The sequence below is a fragment of the Flavivirga abyssicola genome, assembly GCF_030540775.2.
Taxonomy (GTDB): Bacteria; Bacteroidota; Bacteroidia; order Flavobacteriales; family Flavobacteriaceae; genus Flavivirga; species Flavivirga abyssicola.
This window is the reverse complement of record NZ_CP141266.1, coordinates 3,298,315-3,313,875: the sequence shown is the minus strand read 5'-3', so window position 1 is coordinate 3,313,875 and position 15,561 is coordinate 3,298,315. Positions and strand designations below refer to the sequence as shown.

17 protein-coding genes are annotated in these 15,561 nt (G+C 31.7%); 10 read left to right on the top strand and 7 right to left on the bottom strand.

Translation table 11 applies throughout. The features are described 5' to 3' along the window. Position 1 precedes the first annotated feature (1 nt). Positions 2–505: a DUF4920 domain-containing protein gene (locus Q4Q34_RS13950; protein WP_303315826.1), complete on the bottom strand. Its 504-nt coding sequence runs from the start codon at positions 503–505 to the stop codon at positions 2–4. A gap of 94 nt (positions 506–599) precedes the next feature. On the opposite strand from Q4Q34_RS13950, the gene Q4Q34_RS13945 reads away from it, so the two are divergent. After that, the gene (locus Q4Q34_RS13945; RefSeq protein WP_303315828.1) at positions 600–1,667 is read left to right on the top strand and encodes a branched-chain amino acid aminotransferase; all 1,068 of its coding nucleotides are present in this window, start codon (positions 600–602) and stop codon (positions 1,665–1,667) included. Positions 1,668–1,714: 47 nt separating this feature from the next. Here the strand turns inward: Q4Q34_RS13945 and Q4Q34_RS13940 are convergent, their stop codons facing one another. After that, entirely contained in the window at positions 1,715–2,101 is a 387-nt protein-coding gene (locus Q4Q34_RS13940) for a nucleoside triphosphate pyrophosphohydrolase family protein (RefSeq protein ID WP_303315829.1), read from the bottom strand. Positions 2,102–2,500: 399 nt separating this feature from the next. On the opposite strand from Q4Q34_RS13940, the gene Q4Q34_RS13935 reads away from it, so the two are divergent. Further along, positions 2,501–3,580 carry a hypothetical protein gene (locus Q4Q34_RS13935; RefSeq protein WP_303315833.1) on the top strand — a complete coding sequence of 360 codons (1,080 nt, stop codon included), beginning with the start codon at positions 2,501–2,503 and terminating at the stop codon, positions 3,578–3,580. A 639-nt stretch (positions 3,581–4,219) separates the two neighbouring features. On the opposite strand, the gene Q4Q34_RS13930 is transcribed toward Q4Q34_RS13935, so the two are convergent. Further along, positions 4,220–6,259: a dipeptidyl-peptidase 3 family protein gene (locus tag Q4Q34_RS13930; RefSeq protein WP_303315834.1), complete on the bottom strand. Its 2,040-nt coding sequence runs from the start codon at positions 6,257–6,259 to the stop codon at positions 4,220–4,222. A 184-nt stretch (positions 6,260–6,443) separates the two neighbouring features. Between Q4Q34_RS13930 and Q4Q34_RS13925 the strand changes: the two genes are divergently transcribed. Both Q4Q34_RS13925 and crcB read left to right on the top strand, forming a co-directional pair. Beyond that, a complete protein-coding gene (locus Q4Q34_RS13925; RefSeq protein WP_303315836.1) occupies positions 6,444–7,466 on the top strand; it encodes an SRPBCC family protein in 1,023 nt (340 codons plus the stop codon). A gap of 90 nt (positions 7,467–7,556) precedes the next feature. Next, positions 7,557–7,922 (top strand): fluoride efflux transporter CrcB, encoded by a 366-nt coding sequence (crcB, locus tag Q4Q34_RS13920; protein WP_303315837.1) that lies wholly within the window; start codon positions 7,557–7,559, stop codon positions 7,920–7,922. 125 nt (positions 7,923–8,047) lie between these two features. Here the strand turns inward: crcB and Q4Q34_RS13915 are convergent, their stop codons facing one another. Beyond that, a complete protein-coding gene (locus tag Q4Q34_RS13915) occupies positions 8,048–8,410 on the bottom strand; it encodes a winged helix-turn-helix transcriptional regulator (RefSeq protein WP_303315839.1) in 363 nt (120 codons plus the stop codon). A 95-nt stretch (positions 8,411–8,505) separates the two neighbouring features. Here Q4Q34_RS13915 and Q4Q34_RS13910 point away from each other — a divergent pair, with 95 nt between their 5' ends. Then, the gene (locus Q4Q34_RS13910) at positions 8,506–9,105 is read left to right on the top strand and encodes a nitroreductase family protein (protein WP_303315841.1); all 600 of its coding nucleotides are present in this window, start codon (positions 8,506–8,508) and stop codon (positions 9,103–9,105) included. 8 nt (positions 9,106–9,113) lie between these two features. Beyond that, entirely contained in the window at positions 9,114–9,407 is a 294-nt protein-coding gene (locus tag Q4Q34_RS13905) for a putative quinol monooxygenase (protein ID WP_303315843.1), read from the top strand. A gap of 112 nt (positions 9,408–9,519) precedes the next feature. On the opposite strand, the gene Q4Q34_RS13900 is transcribed toward Q4Q34_RS13905, so the two are convergent. Together Q4Q34_RS13900 and Q4Q34_RS13895 are read right to left on the bottom strand one after the other, a co-directional pair. Then, positions 9,520–10,167 carry a DUF1684 domain-containing protein gene (locus tag Q4Q34_RS13900; RefSeq protein WP_303315844.1) on the bottom strand — a complete coding sequence of 216 codons (648 nt, stop codon included), beginning with the start codon at positions 10,165–10,167 and terminating at the stop codon, positions 9,520–9,522. A 133-nt stretch (positions 10,168–10,300) separates the two neighbouring features. Next, on the bottom strand, positions 10,301–11,707 hold the full coding sequence (locus Q4Q34_RS13895; protein WP_303315845.1) for a cytochrome P450: 1,407 nt from the start codon (positions 11,705–11,707) through the stop codon (positions 10,301–10,303). Positions 11,708–12,019: 312 nt separating this feature from the next. On the opposite strand from Q4Q34_RS13895, the gene Q4Q34_RS13890 reads away from it, so the two are divergent. The 4 genes from Q4Q34_RS13890 (at position 12,020) to Q4Q34_RS13875 (ending at position 15,006) form a co-directional block, all read left to right on the top strand. Next, the gene (locus Q4Q34_RS13890; RefSeq protein ID WP_303315847.1) at positions 12,020–13,273 is read left to right on the top strand and encodes an MDR family MFS transporter; all 1,254 of its coding nucleotides are present in this window, start codon (positions 12,020–12,022) and stop codon (positions 13,271–13,273) included. Beyond that, positions 13,264–13,641 (top strand): VOC family protein, encoded by a 378-nt coding sequence (locus Q4Q34_RS13885; protein WP_303315849.1) that lies wholly within the window; start codon positions 13,264–13,266, stop codon positions 13,639–13,641. Before Q4Q34_RS13890 ends, Q4Q34_RS13885 begins: the two co-directional genes overlap by 10 nt. A gap of 99 nt (positions 13,642–13,740) precedes the next feature. Continuing rightward, positions 13,741–14,499, top strand: a complete 759-nt coding sequence (locus Q4Q34_RS13880) for a DJ-1/PfpI family protein (RefSeq protein ID WP_303315851.1) — start codon at positions 13,741–13,743, stop codon at positions 14,497–14,499. 3 nt (positions 14,500–14,502) lie between these two features. Continuing rightward, positions 14,503–15,006: a hypothetical protein gene (locus Q4Q34_RS13875; protein WP_303315853.1), complete on the top strand. Its 504-nt coding sequence runs from the start codon at positions 14,503–14,505 to the stop codon at positions 15,004–15,006. Between the two features lie 3 nt (positions 15,007–15,009). Here the strand turns inward: Q4Q34_RS13875 and Q4Q34_RS13870 are convergent, their stop codons facing one another. Continuing rightward, positions 15,010–15,453, bottom strand: coding sequence for an Lrp/AsnC family transcriptional regulator (locus tag Q4Q34_RS13870; protein WP_303315855.1), 444 nt, complete (start codon positions 15,451–15,453; stop codon positions 15,010–15,012). Between the last annotated feature and the right edge of the window lie 108 nt (positions 15,454–15,561).

Genomic DNA, 15,561 nt, shown 5'->3' with positions numbered 1-15,561 from the left:
ACTATTGTTTTAATAATACACCATCAGCTTCAAACGAATAGGTCTTTTTAGGTTCGGTAATTGCAGCTATAACTTCAGTAGATTTACCAGCATCTTCAGCATAATGCCTCAATTCATCAATTGGGACTTCTTTTATATAAGCTTTTCCATTTACAATAACCTCTTTACCTGCAATGTTTTTAGGCACAAAAAAACCGTAGTCTTTAAATTTCACCATGACTTCATTACCGTCCTCTAAATTTAGAGTCATCCAACACCCTTTTGACTGACAGACACTATTAACTTTAGCCAACATTTTAGAATTAATGGAATCTCCTACATTCATAGTTTTGTAGTGTGATGCCATAGAAGTAGCTGCAATAGCATCATTTGCAATTATTTCTTTTCCAAAAGATACGTATTCTACGGCTTCTTTTTTTAGTGTTTTTTTAGATGATTCCTCATTTTTATTTTTGCAAGAATTTAACATTAAGGCACATACAATTACTAAGATAATCGACTTCATGTTATGAATATTTCAATTTTAAACGATTTATGTAAATATACCGTTTTTTTAAAAACGTTTTTACCTAAATTTGTATCATTAAATAACTAGACTTATGAACTCTATAATCAACAATATCGAGATTATAAAAGCCAAAACTACTAAAATTAATGATGTAGATTTTGACAATTTAAAATTTGGGCATGTATTTTCTGATCACATGCTAGAATGCAATTTTAAAAATGGTGAATGGCAAGCTCCTAAGGTCGTCCCTTATCAAGCTATTAGTTTAGATCCATCCGCTAAGATTTTTCATTATGGTCAATCTGTCTTTGAAGGTATGAAAGCCTACAAAGATACGAACGAAGATGTCTGGTTATTTCGTCCTATTGAGAATTTTAAACGTTTAAATATTTCGTCGAAACGTCTGGCAATTCCTGAATTACCAGAAAGCTATTTTATGGATGGTCTTAAAACATTATTACAAGTTGATAATGAATGGATTCCTAAAAAAGATGGAAGTTCTTTATATATAAGACCTTTTGTTTTTGCTTCTGGTAACGGTTTTCATGCCTCTCCTGCCGATGAATACACATTTATTATAGCTTGTGCACCTTCTGGATCTTATTTTTCTGGAAAAGTGAGAGTTTTAATTGAAGAAAAATACTCGCGTTCTGCTAATGGTGGTGTTGGTTTTGCTAAAGCTGGTGGAAATTACGCCGGACAATTTTACCCGACACAATTGGCTATAGAAAAAGGGTACCAACAGGTTATTTGGACAGACGATAATACCCATGAATATATTGAAGAAGCTGGTGCTATGAATATTTTTGTTCGTATAAACGACACACTTATAACAGGGCCAACTAGCGATAGAATTCTAGATGGTATTACACGTAAGAGTATTATTGAACTAGCTAAAGCTGAAGGCATTCCCGTTGAAGTTAGAAAACTGTCTGTTAGTGAAGTGGTTACTGCGGCAAAAGATGGTTCTCTAAAAGAAATGTTTGGTGCGGGTACTGCCGCGGTTATTTCTCCTATAGCCGGGTTTGGTTATAAAGGTGAAGATTTTGACCTACCAGAACTAGATGACACGTATGCCAGTTCATTAAAGAAACGAATTACAGATATACAAACCAATAAAGCCGAAGATCCTTTTGGCTGGAGACTTAAAGTTGAATAAACAGAGTATTCATTAAAAAAAGAGAAGCTAAATAGCTTCTCTTTTTTTTATTTATCTAAAATAGATTCAATATTAGGTTTAAAATAATTAGGTCCTTTAAGCACTTTACCATCTTCTCTATAAATTGGTTGTCCGTCATCACCTAGTTTACTCATATTACTACGTTGTATTTCATCAAATACCTCTTCTATTTTATATTGCATACCATGTTCAATAATGGTTCCGCATAATATATAAAGCATATCCCCTAATGCATCTGCAACTTCAACCAAATCGTTATTATTGGCAGCTTCTAAATACTCTTCGTTTTCTTCCTTCATTAAATTGAAACGCAGTGTATTTTTCTCTTTTCCTAAATCTGCTTTGGGAGATTCCCTATGTCCTATTTTAAATGCGGTATGAAACGCTTTTACAGCTTCTATTTTATTTTTCATTAATTATTAGTGTTTTTAATTTCCTTGGAGAAGAAAATCTTTAGTGTTTTCTTAAATTTGCATAAAAATAACCATATGTTTAGTAAAGGTCAAATCATTTTTGGAGTTTTATTTTTTATTACCTTCGCCATTATAATAGGATATACTTACCGAAAGGATTTAAAACTGCATAAGCGTTTTTACGCTGGTAGTATATGGATGCTGATTGCTTTTATTGCTTTTATTTTATTTATAGTGGCTATAAAGTTTTTATTCAAATAAACACTTAATCTGATTTTTTAAACACTTCGTCTATTATTTCATTTTTTTTTATGTAATCTGATTCAGATTTTTGCACAATTGAACTAATATTTTTAGCTATGCACATTAATCATAAATTAACAAATGATAATGAAAACTATGAAATTTTTTAAACCATTATTTGCATTAATTGCATTTTCGATATTAGTATATTCCTGTTCTTCAGATGACAATAATAACGACAATGGAAACGAGCAACTAGCAAATGAGCAAAACCAACTTGAGGAAAACCCAGTTCCTTTAGCTAATTTAAACTCTGATATATCTATAGATGGAGCAACAAAAAACCAAGGAACACCTCCTGCTCCAAATAGTAATATAAATCTAGAAATAAGCTCAGATAAAGCAGAAGCTTTTCAAAGCTCTGGTTTTAATTTAAAGTTTTCTACAGCAGAAACAAATGTTGCTGGTGCTTACTTATTATTTAAAGATTCAGATAACAATAATGCTTCTGACTATTTTAATATTCCAGTTTCTAGTTTTGTAACAGACAAATCTAGTAATATTAAAAGTGACAAATCTAGAGGGCCACTAAAAAAATCTAGTAAAAACTTAATAGATGGTGAGTACGAAATTGACGTAGATTTTGGAAACTCTTTTCCTCCTGGAAAATTTTGTGCTGATTTATGTATTTATGATTCAGAAAACAACATCAGTCAAATTGTTACTGTTTGTGTAGAAGTAGAAGCATGGGGTGGTAATGCCGCTATTACTGGTGAATGGATTCTAGTAGAAGCTACTGATGATGATAAATTTGAGACTACTTGTGAAAATCAAGAAACAATTGAAGTTGATTATAGTATGACAGTTAAAGAAGAGGTGATACTTAATATTGAAAGTGATGGCGATTTTTACATAACTGAATATGAAGAATATAAAAACATAAATACTGAAGCTACAGCAACTAACTGTAGTGCTGTTTATTTTGATGAAATTCAAAAATATGATGACAAAGAGACTGGTAAATGGGCCTATAATGAAACTGACAAAACGTTGACTTTGGTATCATTCAAATATGAAGATTTTATTAATCCACAATACAGTGAAGACTACCCTAATGGAGATTTAGTATTAGAAAGTGGCGAAGTAAAATTTGTTGATGGTAAACTAGTAATTACTGAAACCTACATCGATGGTAACGAAACTTACATCGATACTTTTACGTTTACAAGAAAATAGACTATATAATTTCAGTCACCGCAAAATACGGTTGACCGTTTTAAATGTTATTAAAAAAACCAGAGAAGTTAACTTCTCTGGTTTTTTTGTTATATAGTTGTCTCGTCCTGAAATAGCGTTATACAAAACCCAGTGTAATGAAAACAAATTATGTAAAACACACCGAAAAATATAGTAAAGAATAATTTAACTCCCCTTAAGAAAGTCTTTCAGCGTTGATGTCTCATTATTTAATCTTAATTTGTTTACAAATTGACTTTAGGCATAATTATTGTCAAAATCACACTAAAAAATATCATCACATAATTAAATTCTTTCCTTAATAATAGCTTATTTCTAACTTTTAATGAGATTTAATGACTTTAACCCACCCAATATCAGATATTTATTGTTTTTAAAGTAAGCGACTATGGTAGGAAAAAGAACATTTCATCTGTTATATAAATAGTTTTAAGATTCTCACGCAACCTTTTTAATTTTTGTGCATCTAATGTTTAACAAACAAACTCAAACTATGAAAATACTAATTATAATTAGCATCCTAATAGTTGTTAATTTAATTCTTTTGACTTTTAGTGTTAACAAAAAAACAGACCCTTGAATGAAGGGCCTGTTTTTTTGTTTATTAAGTTAAATAATCTAGTTTACCTCTGGTAAGAAATTGTAGTTTTTACTATAATCCAACATCTGCCCAGCAAAGGTTTCTGGCTGTGTCACTTTTACCCCAATTATTTCTCCTTCATCATTTTTCTCAGCTATTAATACAGGATTCACAAAACCATTATAAGGAGCAGATGAAAATTGTTTATTACGTTCTAAAACTTCAGCATGCAAAGCTTGATCTACTTTTACACCATAACCTTCAACTAAGGCTTCTACTGCTTCATAATCCCCTTCAGATTTTATTCGCTGTGTTTCACGCAATAACTGTCCAAAAAGGTCATGTAACTTTTCATAATCATTGATATTGTAATACGTTTTCCCATCACGTACTACTTTTTCAATAACATTATCGGCTTTACCTTTCTCAAATACCCAAGCACTCACCCACTGTCTATTTCTCATATGTGCTTCTTCAACATCATCCCCTAAATTTAAACGAATTAGCTGTATTACAAGCCCATTTCTAATATAGTCATCATAAGCTGTTTCCCCTACACTTTTCCAATCGTCAACCAAACCCAGTTCTTGCAATTTAGCATCATATAAATAATATAATCCAACCAGATCTGCACGCCCTTCCTCTAAGGTAGAAGCATAGTTTTTCAATGTTTCTTTAGTCTCTCCTACGCCCGGATTTAACTGTCCAGAGGCATGTCCTATGACCTCGTGCAGTGCGGTATGTAGTTTGTCTGCAAGTTGTCCATGTTTTTCCGCTAATTTTAACTCTTCTTCATCGTGAACAAACTCTTTTAAACGTCCAGAACCACCTGCATTATTATAAGCATGGATAATATTTCCTAAAGAAACAGATTTACTCCCTACTTCTTTTCTAATCCAATTGGCATTGGGTAAATTTACACCAATTGGTGTGCTTGGTGATGCATCTCCAGCCTCTCCTGCTACTGTAACAACTTTATAGGTAACGCCAACAACACTATCTTTTTTATGTGCTTCCATTAAAGGCGAATTGTCTTCAAACCACTGTGCATTATCCGATAATACTTTCATCTTTTGAGACATATCAAAATCATTAATCTGAATGATGTTTTCATAAGATCCCCTATAGCCCAACGGATCGTTATATACTTCAATAAAACTATTTATATAATCAATATTGCCTGCTGTTGCAGAAGTCCAGGCAACATTATAATCGTCCCAGGTCTGTAAATCACCTGTTTTATAATAATCAATTAATAACCCAAGAGCATTACCCTGAGCCTCATTTTCTGCAACGCCTTTTGCTAATTCTAACCATGTAATGATTTCGTCAATTGCCGAACCATACAGCCCTCCAGATTTGTAAACACGTTCCTTTAATACGCCATTTTCTTTTACTAATTGTGAATTTAACCCAAAAGATAATGGTCTTTCCGGATTTGGAGATGTCTTAGCTGCATAAAAACTTTGTACATCACTATTAGTAACATCAGGTCCATAAAAGTTAACTGCTGAAAGCCCTACATTATCAACACCTTTAGCTTGGTTTACTTTTTTAGCATCTGCATCATTAAAAAGAACATCAAAAGCGTCTCCTTCTAAAGTAGTATTTGTATCTGTTAATAATTGCTTTAAATAGTCTGAAGAAAACTCTGGTTTTAATTTATCATTCGAATAATGGTGGTGTATTCCATTACTAAACCAAACACGTTTTAAATAAGTTTCAAAGGCCTTCCAATCTGTAGATGTTTTATCGCCTCCGTAATTTGTATACACATTCTCAAGCGCCTTTCTTATTTTAAGATTATGTCTATAATTTTGATCCCACATAATATCTCTCCCCGCTAAACCAGCTTGAGTGAGATAATATACTAAAGTTTGTTCTTTTAAAGTTAAATTTTCCCATCCAGGAATTTGATAACGAAGAATTTTAATATCAGCAAACTGCTCTACATTATGGTTAAAAGCAGTGGTTTCTTTTACCTCAGTACTTTTTGTATTTTCCTTAGATTTATCATGGCCACATGATAAGAATAAAATAGTAATTAGTACTAAATTAAGTATCGATTTTAGTTTCATTATATAAAAATGTTTTTAATTATTGTTCAAAAAAGGGATTGATAATAGTCTCTAAATTATTGATTAATTGCAAAAACAATTATTTGTTTAGAAAAAATTGTTTTTTGACGTAACAAATATAATAATTTATTAAACGAGGTTTAAAAATGATTATATTTGATTTATATAATTAACCAAAAAAACAATGAAAACTTTTAAGTACATTTTATTCTTATTACTTATTGCTCTTATTGGTACTGCTATATACATTGCTGTACAGCCAAATGAATTTGATTTTTCCAGAAGTAAAGTTATCAAAGCGCCAGCTTCTCTTTTATTTAATAAAGTAAATGATTTTAAAAATTGGCCTGATTTTTCTCCTTGGATTGAAAAAGAACCAAATGCCACTTTAACCTATGGGGAAACCACATCTGGTGTTGATGGAAACTATGGATGGAATGGGGACATTTTAGGTGAAGGCCATATGAAAACGCTTGCTGTAGAAAAAGATAAATCTATTAACCAACACATTGTATTTATAAAGCCTTTTGAATCTGAATCTGATATAAATTGGACTTTTGAAAATACTGAAGAAGGTACCAAAGTAACCTGGGGCATGAAAGGGAAACAGGATTTTATGACTAAAATGTATACAACCTTTGCTGGATCTATTGAAGAGGCTACGGGGCCTGATTTTGAAAGAGGTTTATTTAAACTGGATAGTGTTGTCTCTGCTGATATGAAAAAGTATAGTATAAAAGTAGATGGCATCACCCAACATAGCGGTGGTTACTATCTTTACAATACAACGTCTTGTAAAATCACTGATCTGAAGGATAAAATGACCGAAATGCTGCCTAAGGTTGGTAACTATGCTATGAAAAATAAAATAGCCATGGCAGGAGCTCCTTTTACTTTTTATCATAAGTGGGATGAAGAAAATAACGCCGTGATGTTCTCTTGTTGTGTACCAACTACAACAAAGGTAGTAAGTACTGATAGCGATATTCTTACCGGACAATTAAAACCTTTTAAAGCTGTTAAAACAACTCTTAAAGGAAATTATGAGAATTTAAAAGAAGCTTGGGATGCTGCTATGAAATACATACCAGAAAATGGTTTAGAGTTTACAGAAAAAGGACCTATGCTAGAAACATACTTAACAGACCCTATGAGTTATCCAAATCCAGCTGACTGGGTCACTGAAATATATATTGCTGTTAAATAATACATGAACCTTTTGTACCTAAACTCTCACTACTATAAAAACATAACAAATGAAACATCAGACCGTTAAAAAACTAATTAAATTGCACTGATGAAACAGCTTTTACTGGTTTTTTTAGGTGGTGGCTTTGGCAGCGTACTACGCTATATTATTGGAAAATATTTAAATAGTGCTGAAACAGGTATTCCTTATGGAACTTTTGCTGCTAATATTTTAGGAAGTTTACTTATTGGTATAATACTTGGCTTGGCAGCAAAAAATGACTCACTAACTCAAAACCAAACGTTACTCTTGGCTACTGGCTTTTGCGGTGGTTTCACCACTTTTTCAACTTTTGCATATGAAAACCACGTGTTTTTAAAATCGGGAGATTTTACAAGCTTTGCTTTTTATACCATTGCTAGTTTCATTGTTGGCTTTTTGGCTGTGTTTTTGGGGATGTTTTTGGTGAAGTAAAACTTTGTATTTTTATAAAAAACATACTAAACCTGTTTTAACAAACGAAACAACCAGCATATACTAAACTTACTTCAGTATAAATACATAAACCTATGTATGAGCAACAAGCCAAACTAACCCCTTTATTTTTCTTCTGAATAATTTGCAACAATAAAATCACCCCAATTCGCAATAGATTGTATAAGTGGAATTAAAGATTCCCCTAATTTCGTTAAAGTATATTCAACCTTTAATGGTGCCTTTTTAGTATAAACCTTTCGGTGAACGATACCATCTTCCTCTAATTTTTTCAATTGCAAACTTAACGTTCGTTCAGTAACAGTTGGCATAGCTTTTCTTAATTCGTTGTATCGTAATTTTCCATCTATTAAATGAAATAAAATTACGGTTTTCCATTTTCCTCCTATTACACCCATCGTAAGACTTGTACAACAAGGATATTCCTTTCCGTTAAATATGTGTCTTTTTTGTTCTTTTTCTACCATTATTTTATACTATCCTTTTTGACCGTTATTGCAAAGATAAATTACTATACTTATTTTTGCAACTATAATTAGTATAGTATTAAAAAATCAAAATTATGAGCTTTATAGAATCCATGAAAAATCGTTACACGACAAAAAAGTATAACAATTCTAAAAAAATAGAAAAACAAAAAATTGAAGAATTAAAAGAGATTTTGCATCTAAGTCCTTCATCAATAAATAGCCAACCCTGGAAATTTACTTTCGTTTCAGACAAAGAAACTAAAGAAAAACTTTCTGAAGTATCATGGCTAAATACCAATAAAGTACTTGACAGTGATATTGTAGTTGTATTTAGTAGAATTGACAATATCGTTTTATTTGAACAACAAATAGAAGAAGGCTTGCCAAAAGGAGCGGTTGATTATTACAAAGAATTCATAAAGCCTCAAACAGAAGAACAAATTAAGGCTTGGTTTGACCGGCAAGTTTATTTAGCCTTAGGTGTTCTTTTAAGTGCTTGTGCAGAAATGGGCATTGACGCTACGCCAATGGAAGGAGTTGAACCGATGAAGTACGATAGTATATTAAATCAAAAAGACTATGCAACCCTTATGGCTGTAGCTATCGGTTATAGAGATAAAGACGATTTCAATCAACCGAGTAAGACTCCAAAATCACGAAGAAATATTAATCAAGTAATAGAGACCTTTTAAAACAAAAAATGACAAATCAATTAACAATCGTAGCAAAGATTTTGGCAAAAGCTGAAAAAAAAGACTTAGTAAAAAACGAATTACTAAAACTAATTGAGGTTACAAGAGCGGAAAAAGGATGTATCAATTATGATCTGCATCAAGATAATCAAAATGAAAACCTGTTTTTATTTTATGAAAATTGGGAAAGTAGAGAATTATGGCAAAAACATATGAATAATGCACATTTAGCTAAATATATGAGAGCTACAGATGGTGCTGTGAAAGAATTTACATTAAATGAGATGACTGTAGTTAGATAAAAGTCAACGAATCACAGGGTATTGGAATAGCGGTTTGGATATTAACTCAAACCGCTTACGTTTATATATGTATTAAATGGACATAAATAAATAATAAAATTATTAAGTTTAGTTAATGCTTCCCAAAAGCCTTAACCCCTGCCTCAATTCTAGTTTTTAAATAATTTTTTCTGGGCACTATTGGACAAGAATATCTATCATTATATGCACAATAAGGGTTATAAGCAGAATTAAAATCGATTACCATAGTATCCCCTTTAGGAATTCTGGCATCAATGTAACGGCCTCCTCCATAGCTTTCAAATCCGTTAGTTTCATCTAAAAAAGGTAAAAACAAATAATCTTCATAACCTTCTTTTTCCTTCAAACCTTGGTTTTGATAAATATTTAATGTGAAACTTTTTCCTTTTAAATTGAATGCTAGTTCTCCATATTTCACATACTCAGGAAGTCTTGCAGTCGTTGTTTTCATTTTAAAAGACTTCTCATTCGGTGTTCTTTTAAACTGTGCTTTTACAACATAAGCAGAATCAAACTTAAAGAAGTCCAAACCTTCAAAATGCTTTCTGTCTTTATCTTTTAAAGGTGATGTCGTGGCATCTTTATACTCTGCGTTAATTGTTCTTTGAAACTCAGTATCCCCTAAAAGAGGCTTCTTTTCCTGAGCACAACTAAATATAGTAGCCAAAAACAATACCAATACAATACTTTTTTTGGTTATAAATTTTAGCTTTTTAAAAGGGAGTGTACTATGTGGCATGTTATTATTTTTAATGTCTATAATTATTTTATCATGAATGGTTTATAAGACCCTAAATTTGTTCAGGGTAATATTTACTATATAAAACACATATCGAAATCCTAACTCTTTTAAAATACTTTTTTAGTTAATATTACTTTGCTGGAATAAATGTTACTTTTAAATTTTCTGGATACATAGTAAACTCAAATTGTTCTTTAATGGTTTCTGGTTTTACTTCCAATTTAAAATCAAAATGCTTACATAACGTCGAAATTAAAACAGTCATTTCTGTTTTTGCCAAATGCATTCCAGGACAGTATCTTGGACCGCCGCCAAAGGCTCTCATAACATTAGGAGTATGGTTTTTATGCATTGGGCACTCACTAACTATCCACCTTTCTGGAACAAAACTATTGGGGTTAGAAAAATAATCGTCGTGTGTTTGCGCTACTTTATTCTGTAAAATAATACTGGTTCCTTTTGGTATCGACACATTATCTATAATAACGTCTTCATTAGATTCCAGATACAATTGAGGTGTTGTTGGTTTTAATCGCATCGCTTCCTGAGCTACTGCATTTGCATATTTTAAATCTTCAACATTTTCATAAGCGTCCGGAGTATCTTTAGAATATACTTCCTTAGCTTCCATTCTTACCTTAGTTACTATTTCTGGGTGTTGTGCTAAATAAAACATAGCCCAAGACAATGAGTTTGAAGTTGTATCTTCTCCAGCTAATAATATTGTGAATACATTTCCGTAAATCTCTTCATCTGTAAAATTTTCGTCTTTGTTTTCTACTAATAAAGCTTCTAAAAAATTAGAAGGTTGTGCTTTTAATTTTGGATTTTCTGCGATTCTTTTTTTAGCTTCATTAATAAATTCATAAATAACCTTTTCAATAGATTTTAAAGATTCATCAAGTATTTTATCTTTTTTTCTTTTGAAGTATCTCCATATAGGAATTGGTGCCGTAACACGGGAATTAATCATTGGAAAAATAACTTCCAAATGCTTTTGAAAACTATTTGATTTATTATTTATAGTATCTAATTTATGTCCGAAAGCAATCTCCGTTGTAATATCAATTGTAAACGCCATAAATTCTTTTTGCACATTTACTATCGTATTTTGCCGAGAATAGTTTTTAAACTTTTCAAGAATGCCATTAGTCTTATCCAGAATCACAGGATAATATGCTTTTACGTTTTTTACACTTAAAGCTTCTGCTGTTGGTCTTCTGTGCCTTTTCCATGCTGTTCCTTCTGCATTAAAAACACCATCGACTCCCATTTCTTTTAAAATTTCATCAATCTTAGAAAAGCGCTTGAAAACTTCTGGTCTTAATCTGAGCATTTGGCTATTAAAATCTGGATTTGCAGATACCACAAATTGCTTTCCAACAAAATGTATTTTAAATAATTCGCCACATTCTTCAACCCAACGCTCTAAAACCTGATGCTTGTTATAGGTGTTAAATTGCGGCAAATGCCCTAACAAGAACGCTCCTTTGGGAGATTTTAAACCACTAACTTCAATTAATTTACTATCAGACATATATATTCTAGGATACCTTATTTTTCATTATTTAAAAAATATTTTCATTTCAAAAATACAACTTAAGAATATTTTATATAGCTTTGTAGCTTCAAAAGAAATAAAAATGCGTTGTATCGTCACAATTTATAGAAAGCAATGGACCTCTTTAAAGAGAGTGAGTTGGGCTTGTCATATATTGTGGTGATATAAATATAAAATATTACAATATGTAAAAGTCCGACTTCTCAGTCGGACTTTTTATTTTTAGTCAACTTTCGACTTCAAAACAAAAACTATATGTAAAAACAGAAACTTGAACAATTAGAACTAATGAAAACTTTATTCAACAATTACTTAAACACATTTAAAGGCTTATCAAAAGAAGTATGGTGGCTTGCTTTAATAACACTTATAAATAGAGCAGGAACCATGGTCATTCCATTCTTATCATTGTACCTTACAAAGCGCCTTAATTTTACTTTAAGCGATGTTGGGTGGATTATGAGTGCTTTTGGTTTAGGCTCAGTAATTGGTTCTTGGTTGGGTGGAAAATTAACCGATAAAATTGGTTATTATAAAGTTATGGTATTCAGTTTACTTACAACTGGAATACTATTTATAGCATTGCAATTTCTAAATACTTTCGCTACGTTTTGTCTAGGCATTTTTTTAGTGATGCTTGTAGCAGATATGTTTCGTCCTGCTATGTTCGTAGCCTTGAGTGCTTATAGCAAACAAGAAAACAAAATACGGTCTGTGACTTTAATTCGTTTAGCAATAAACCTTGGTTTCTCTGCTGGTCCTGCTATTGGTGGTATTATAATTACATCGCTTAGCTATGGAGGGTTATTTTGGGTAGATGGTATTACATGTATGGTGGCTACTCTTGTTTTAATAAACGTATTGAATCCGAAAAAAGCTAAAATTCTGGATGATGTAAGAACAAAAAATCCAAAATCAGCATACAGTGATAAAGCATTTTTAATATTTCTTGCAGCTATGGTTATTTTTGGTATTGTATTCTTACAATACTTTTCAACCATGCCTCTGTATTATAAAGATGCACATCATTTAAGTGAGTTTGATATAGGAATTATTTTAGGCTTGAACGGTTTTATCATTTTTGTATTTGAAATGCCTTTAATAAAATGGTTAGAAAACTCCAATTTCACGAAATCTGGATTAATGCTTTTCGGAGGTATTTTAACTGGGTTAAGTTTTATTATCTTAAACTTTACTAATTGGGTTGGTATTTTGATAATTGGCATGCTATTAATGACATTTGGAGAAATGATAGCCTTTCCTTTTTCAAACGCTTTTACCATGGATAGAGCTAAAAAAGGAAATCAAGGTGAATATATGGCCTTGTACAGTATTGCGTTTTCGATAGCTCATATATTTGGTCATAATGCAGGTATGCGAATGGTAGATGCGCTAGGTTTTGATAATACCTGGTATATTATTACATTACTTGCTGCACTTTGTGTTTTCTTGTTATTTATACTAAGACACTATTTGAATGCAACAAAAAAACGTAAAGAAAAAATAAAAAAAGAAGAAGAAAGAGAAATTTTATGGATTTAAACCAAATTACAATACCTTCTTTAGATGTTGAAAAAGCAACCGAATTTTATAAAACCTTGGGATTGCATCTTATTGTAGATGCCATCCCAAGATATGTTCGATTTGAATGCCCTGATGGCAATAGTACTTTTTCAATTCATAAAGTAGATACCTTACCAAAAGGTGATGGTATTACTATATATTTTGAAGATGATAATCTAGACAATTTAGTTTCTAAGCTTCAGAAAAAAGGTATTAGTTTTACACAATTACCCGAAGATCAATCGTATTTATGGCGTGAGGCACGTTTGCAAGGTCTAGATGGCAATAACATTATACTATTCCATGCCGGAAAAAACAGAAAAAATCCACCATGGCGTATCAATTAAGTCAGAATTAAAAGCTCTATAACCAAGTATAATAATTGTACATACGTAACATACTTATTATAAGTACTATATTAGCATTTTAGATTAAAAAATAGTCAAATGAAACACCTCTTTTATATAACAACTATTCTACTTCTTATAAGCTGTAATTCTTCTGAAAAAAGGAAAGAGACTACCGATAATCAGATACTGAAACAAGTTCAGCATGACAAACAGTTTCCTAAACTTGAACCTAATAGGTATAATGTTGCATTCTTGATTATGAATGGCACTTATAATACAGAATTAACAGCGCCTTTTGATATTTTTCAGCATACTATTTTTAGAAATAATATTAAAGCCATGAATGTGTTCACCGTTGCAAATACTGATGATGCGATTACTACCTTTGAGGGTATGCGAATCCTTCCGGATTTTAATTATACAAAAGATTCACTTCCAAAAATTGATATTCTTGTTGTCCCTAGTGCCGAGCATCATTTAGATTCCGATTTAGAGGATACAGCTATGATTAATTTTGTAAAGCAAACAGATAAAAATGCTCAATTTATAACCTCTCATTGTGACGGGGCGTTTGTTTTAGCTAAGGCAGGGTTACTTGATAACGCTGTTTCGACAACATTTCCAGGCGATATTGACAAAATGAGAACCGTGTTTCCCAAACTGGATATAAGAAAAGAGTTGCTCTTTGTTCATGACGGAAAATATATCACCTCTGCTGGTGGCGCAAAAAGTTTTGAAGCTGCTTTATATTTATGTGAGTTTCTTTATGGGAAAGAAGTTGCACAAGCTTTAGCTGGTGGTTTGGTGATTGATTGGAACCTAGATAGTGTACCTCATTTAATGATTAAGAAGTAAACCATGAAACAGTGGCAAAAACTACCCGTATTTCAAAAGGCTATGGAAATACAAAAATTAGTAGATTATATTGTTAAATCGGTTGAAAAAACTGATATTGATTTTGAGCAAGAAATTCAAGCTGAAATGATAGAAGATAATCTTGATTATATGCGAAAAAACTCATTGATTATTCCCGCTAAAATTGCAGGAGCTTCAGGTGAAAATATGCGATACTATATTAAAATGGAAAATGCTGCCATAATTCGTAAAGCTGCCCGAGATCTTATTACTGACGCTAGTGGTATAGAAATGCACGGTTTTAAAGACATCGAATATTTGGATTTATTAAGAACTGAAATAGAAGCATTTCGAATCTTATTTGCAGAATGGGTAAAAACCTTCGACCAATGGAATTATATTATAGATCGCTGGGGACTTTTTAATCCTCCAGGGATAAATTATGATGATAAAGATCCTGATGATGATATTCCATATAATCCAGATGATACATTTGGAGATCTGTAATTTCTATTTCAACGATTTTATCTCTTTTTGTTTAACAACATCAGACAGTACTATTTGTGTTTTACTTTCTCCATAAACGATAAGTTGATCTATAAATGATTCCATATGTTTTTGGTTTTTTAATACCACTTCCATAACAATATTTTCATCACCAGTAATTCGATAACAATTCACAACTTCATCATAGGTTTTTACCTTTTCCAAAAATGGCTTTAGTTTCCCCATAAAGGCACGTAACGTAATGATGGCTTTAAGTTGATAACCAACTTCCAATGGAGAAACAATCGTTTTATAGCCTTCAATGACTCCTAAATCTTCCATCTTTTTAATACGCTCTGAAACTGCCGGAGAACTCACCCCAACACGTCGTCCAATTTCGGCATTAGAAAGGCGTGCGTTCTCTTGTAAACACCTTAAAATCTTCCAATTAAGCCTATCAATATCCATTTAATGAAATTTAACTGTAAATAATTAAAATCTAAAGCAAATATACGTTTTTACTTTAATATCTAAAGTCGAATATAATTTCTTGTGATTAATTTTGATAAAAAGCTA

Excerpts from the sequence above, each read along its gene's own strand:
- Q4Q34_RS13940 (WP_303315829.1), bottom strand. The coding sequence starts at position 2,101 with ATGAAAAATAAAATAGAAGCTGTAAAAGCGTTTCATACCGCATTTAAA.
- Q4Q34_RS13945 (WP_303315828.1), top strand. The coding sequence starts at position 600 with ATGAACTCTATAATCAACAATATCGAGATTATAAAAGCCAAAACTACT.
- Q4Q34_RS13895 (WP_303315845.1), bottom strand. The coding sequence starts at position 11,707 with ATGTCTGATAGTAAATTAATTGAAGTTAGTGGTTTAAAATCTCCCAAA.
- Q4Q34_RS13880 (WP_303315851.1), top strand. The coding sequence starts at position 13,741 with ATGAAACACCTCTTTTATATAACAACTATTCTACTTCTTATAAGCTGT.
- Q4Q34_RS13930 (WP_303315834.1), bottom strand. The coding sequence starts at position 6,259 with ATGAAACTAAAATCGATACTTAATTTAGTACTAATTACTATTTTATTC.
- Q4Q34_RS13875 (WP_303315853.1), top strand. The coding sequence starts at position 14,503 with ATGAAACAGTGGCAAAAACTACCCGTATTTCAAAAGGCTATGGAAATA.
- Q4Q34_RS13935 (WP_303315833.1), top strand. The coding sequence starts at position 2,501 with ATGAAATTTTTTAAACCATTATTTGCATTAATTGCATTTTCGATATTA.
- Q4Q34_RS13950 (WP_303315826.1), bottom strand. The coding sequence starts at position 505 with ATGAAGTCGATTATCTTAGTAATTGTATGTGCCTTAATGTTAAATTCT.
- Q4Q34_RS13915 (WP_303315839.1), bottom strand. The coding sequence starts at position 8,410 with ATGGTAGAAAAAGAACAAAAAAGACACATATTTAACGGAAAGGAATAT.
- Q4Q34_RS13910 (WP_303315841.1), top strand. The coding sequence starts at position 8,506 with ATGAGCTTTATAGAATCCATGAAAAATCGTTACACGACAAAAAAGTAT.
- Q4Q34_RS13900 (WP_303315844.1), bottom strand. The coding sequence starts at position 10,167 with ATGCCACATAGTACACTCCCTTTTAAAAAGCTAAAATTTATAACCAAA.
- Q4Q34_RS13870 (WP_303315855.1), bottom strand. The coding sequence starts at position 15,453 with ATGGATATTGATAGGCTTAATTGGAAGATTTTAAGGTGTTTACAAGAG.
- crcB (WP_303315837.1), top strand. The coding sequence starts at position 7,557 with ATGAAACAGCTTTTACTGGTTTTTTTAGGTGGTGGCTTTGGCAGCGTA.
- Q4Q34_RS13925 (WP_303315836.1), top strand. The coding sequence starts at position 6,444 with ATGAAAACTTTTAAGTACATTTTATTCTTATTACTTATTGCTCTTATT.
- Q4Q34_RS13885 (WP_303315849.1), top strand. The coding sequence starts at position 13,264 with ATGGATTTAAACCAAATTACAATACCTTCTTTAGATGTTGAAAAAGCA.
- Q4Q34_RS13905 (WP_303315843.1), top strand. The coding sequence starts at position 9,114 with ATGACAAATCAATTAACAATCGTAGCAAAGATTTTGGCAAAAGCTGAA.
- Q4Q34_RS13890 (WP_303315847.1), top strand. The coding sequence starts at position 12,020 with ATGAAAACTTTATTCAACAATTACTTAAACACATTTAAAGGCTTATCA.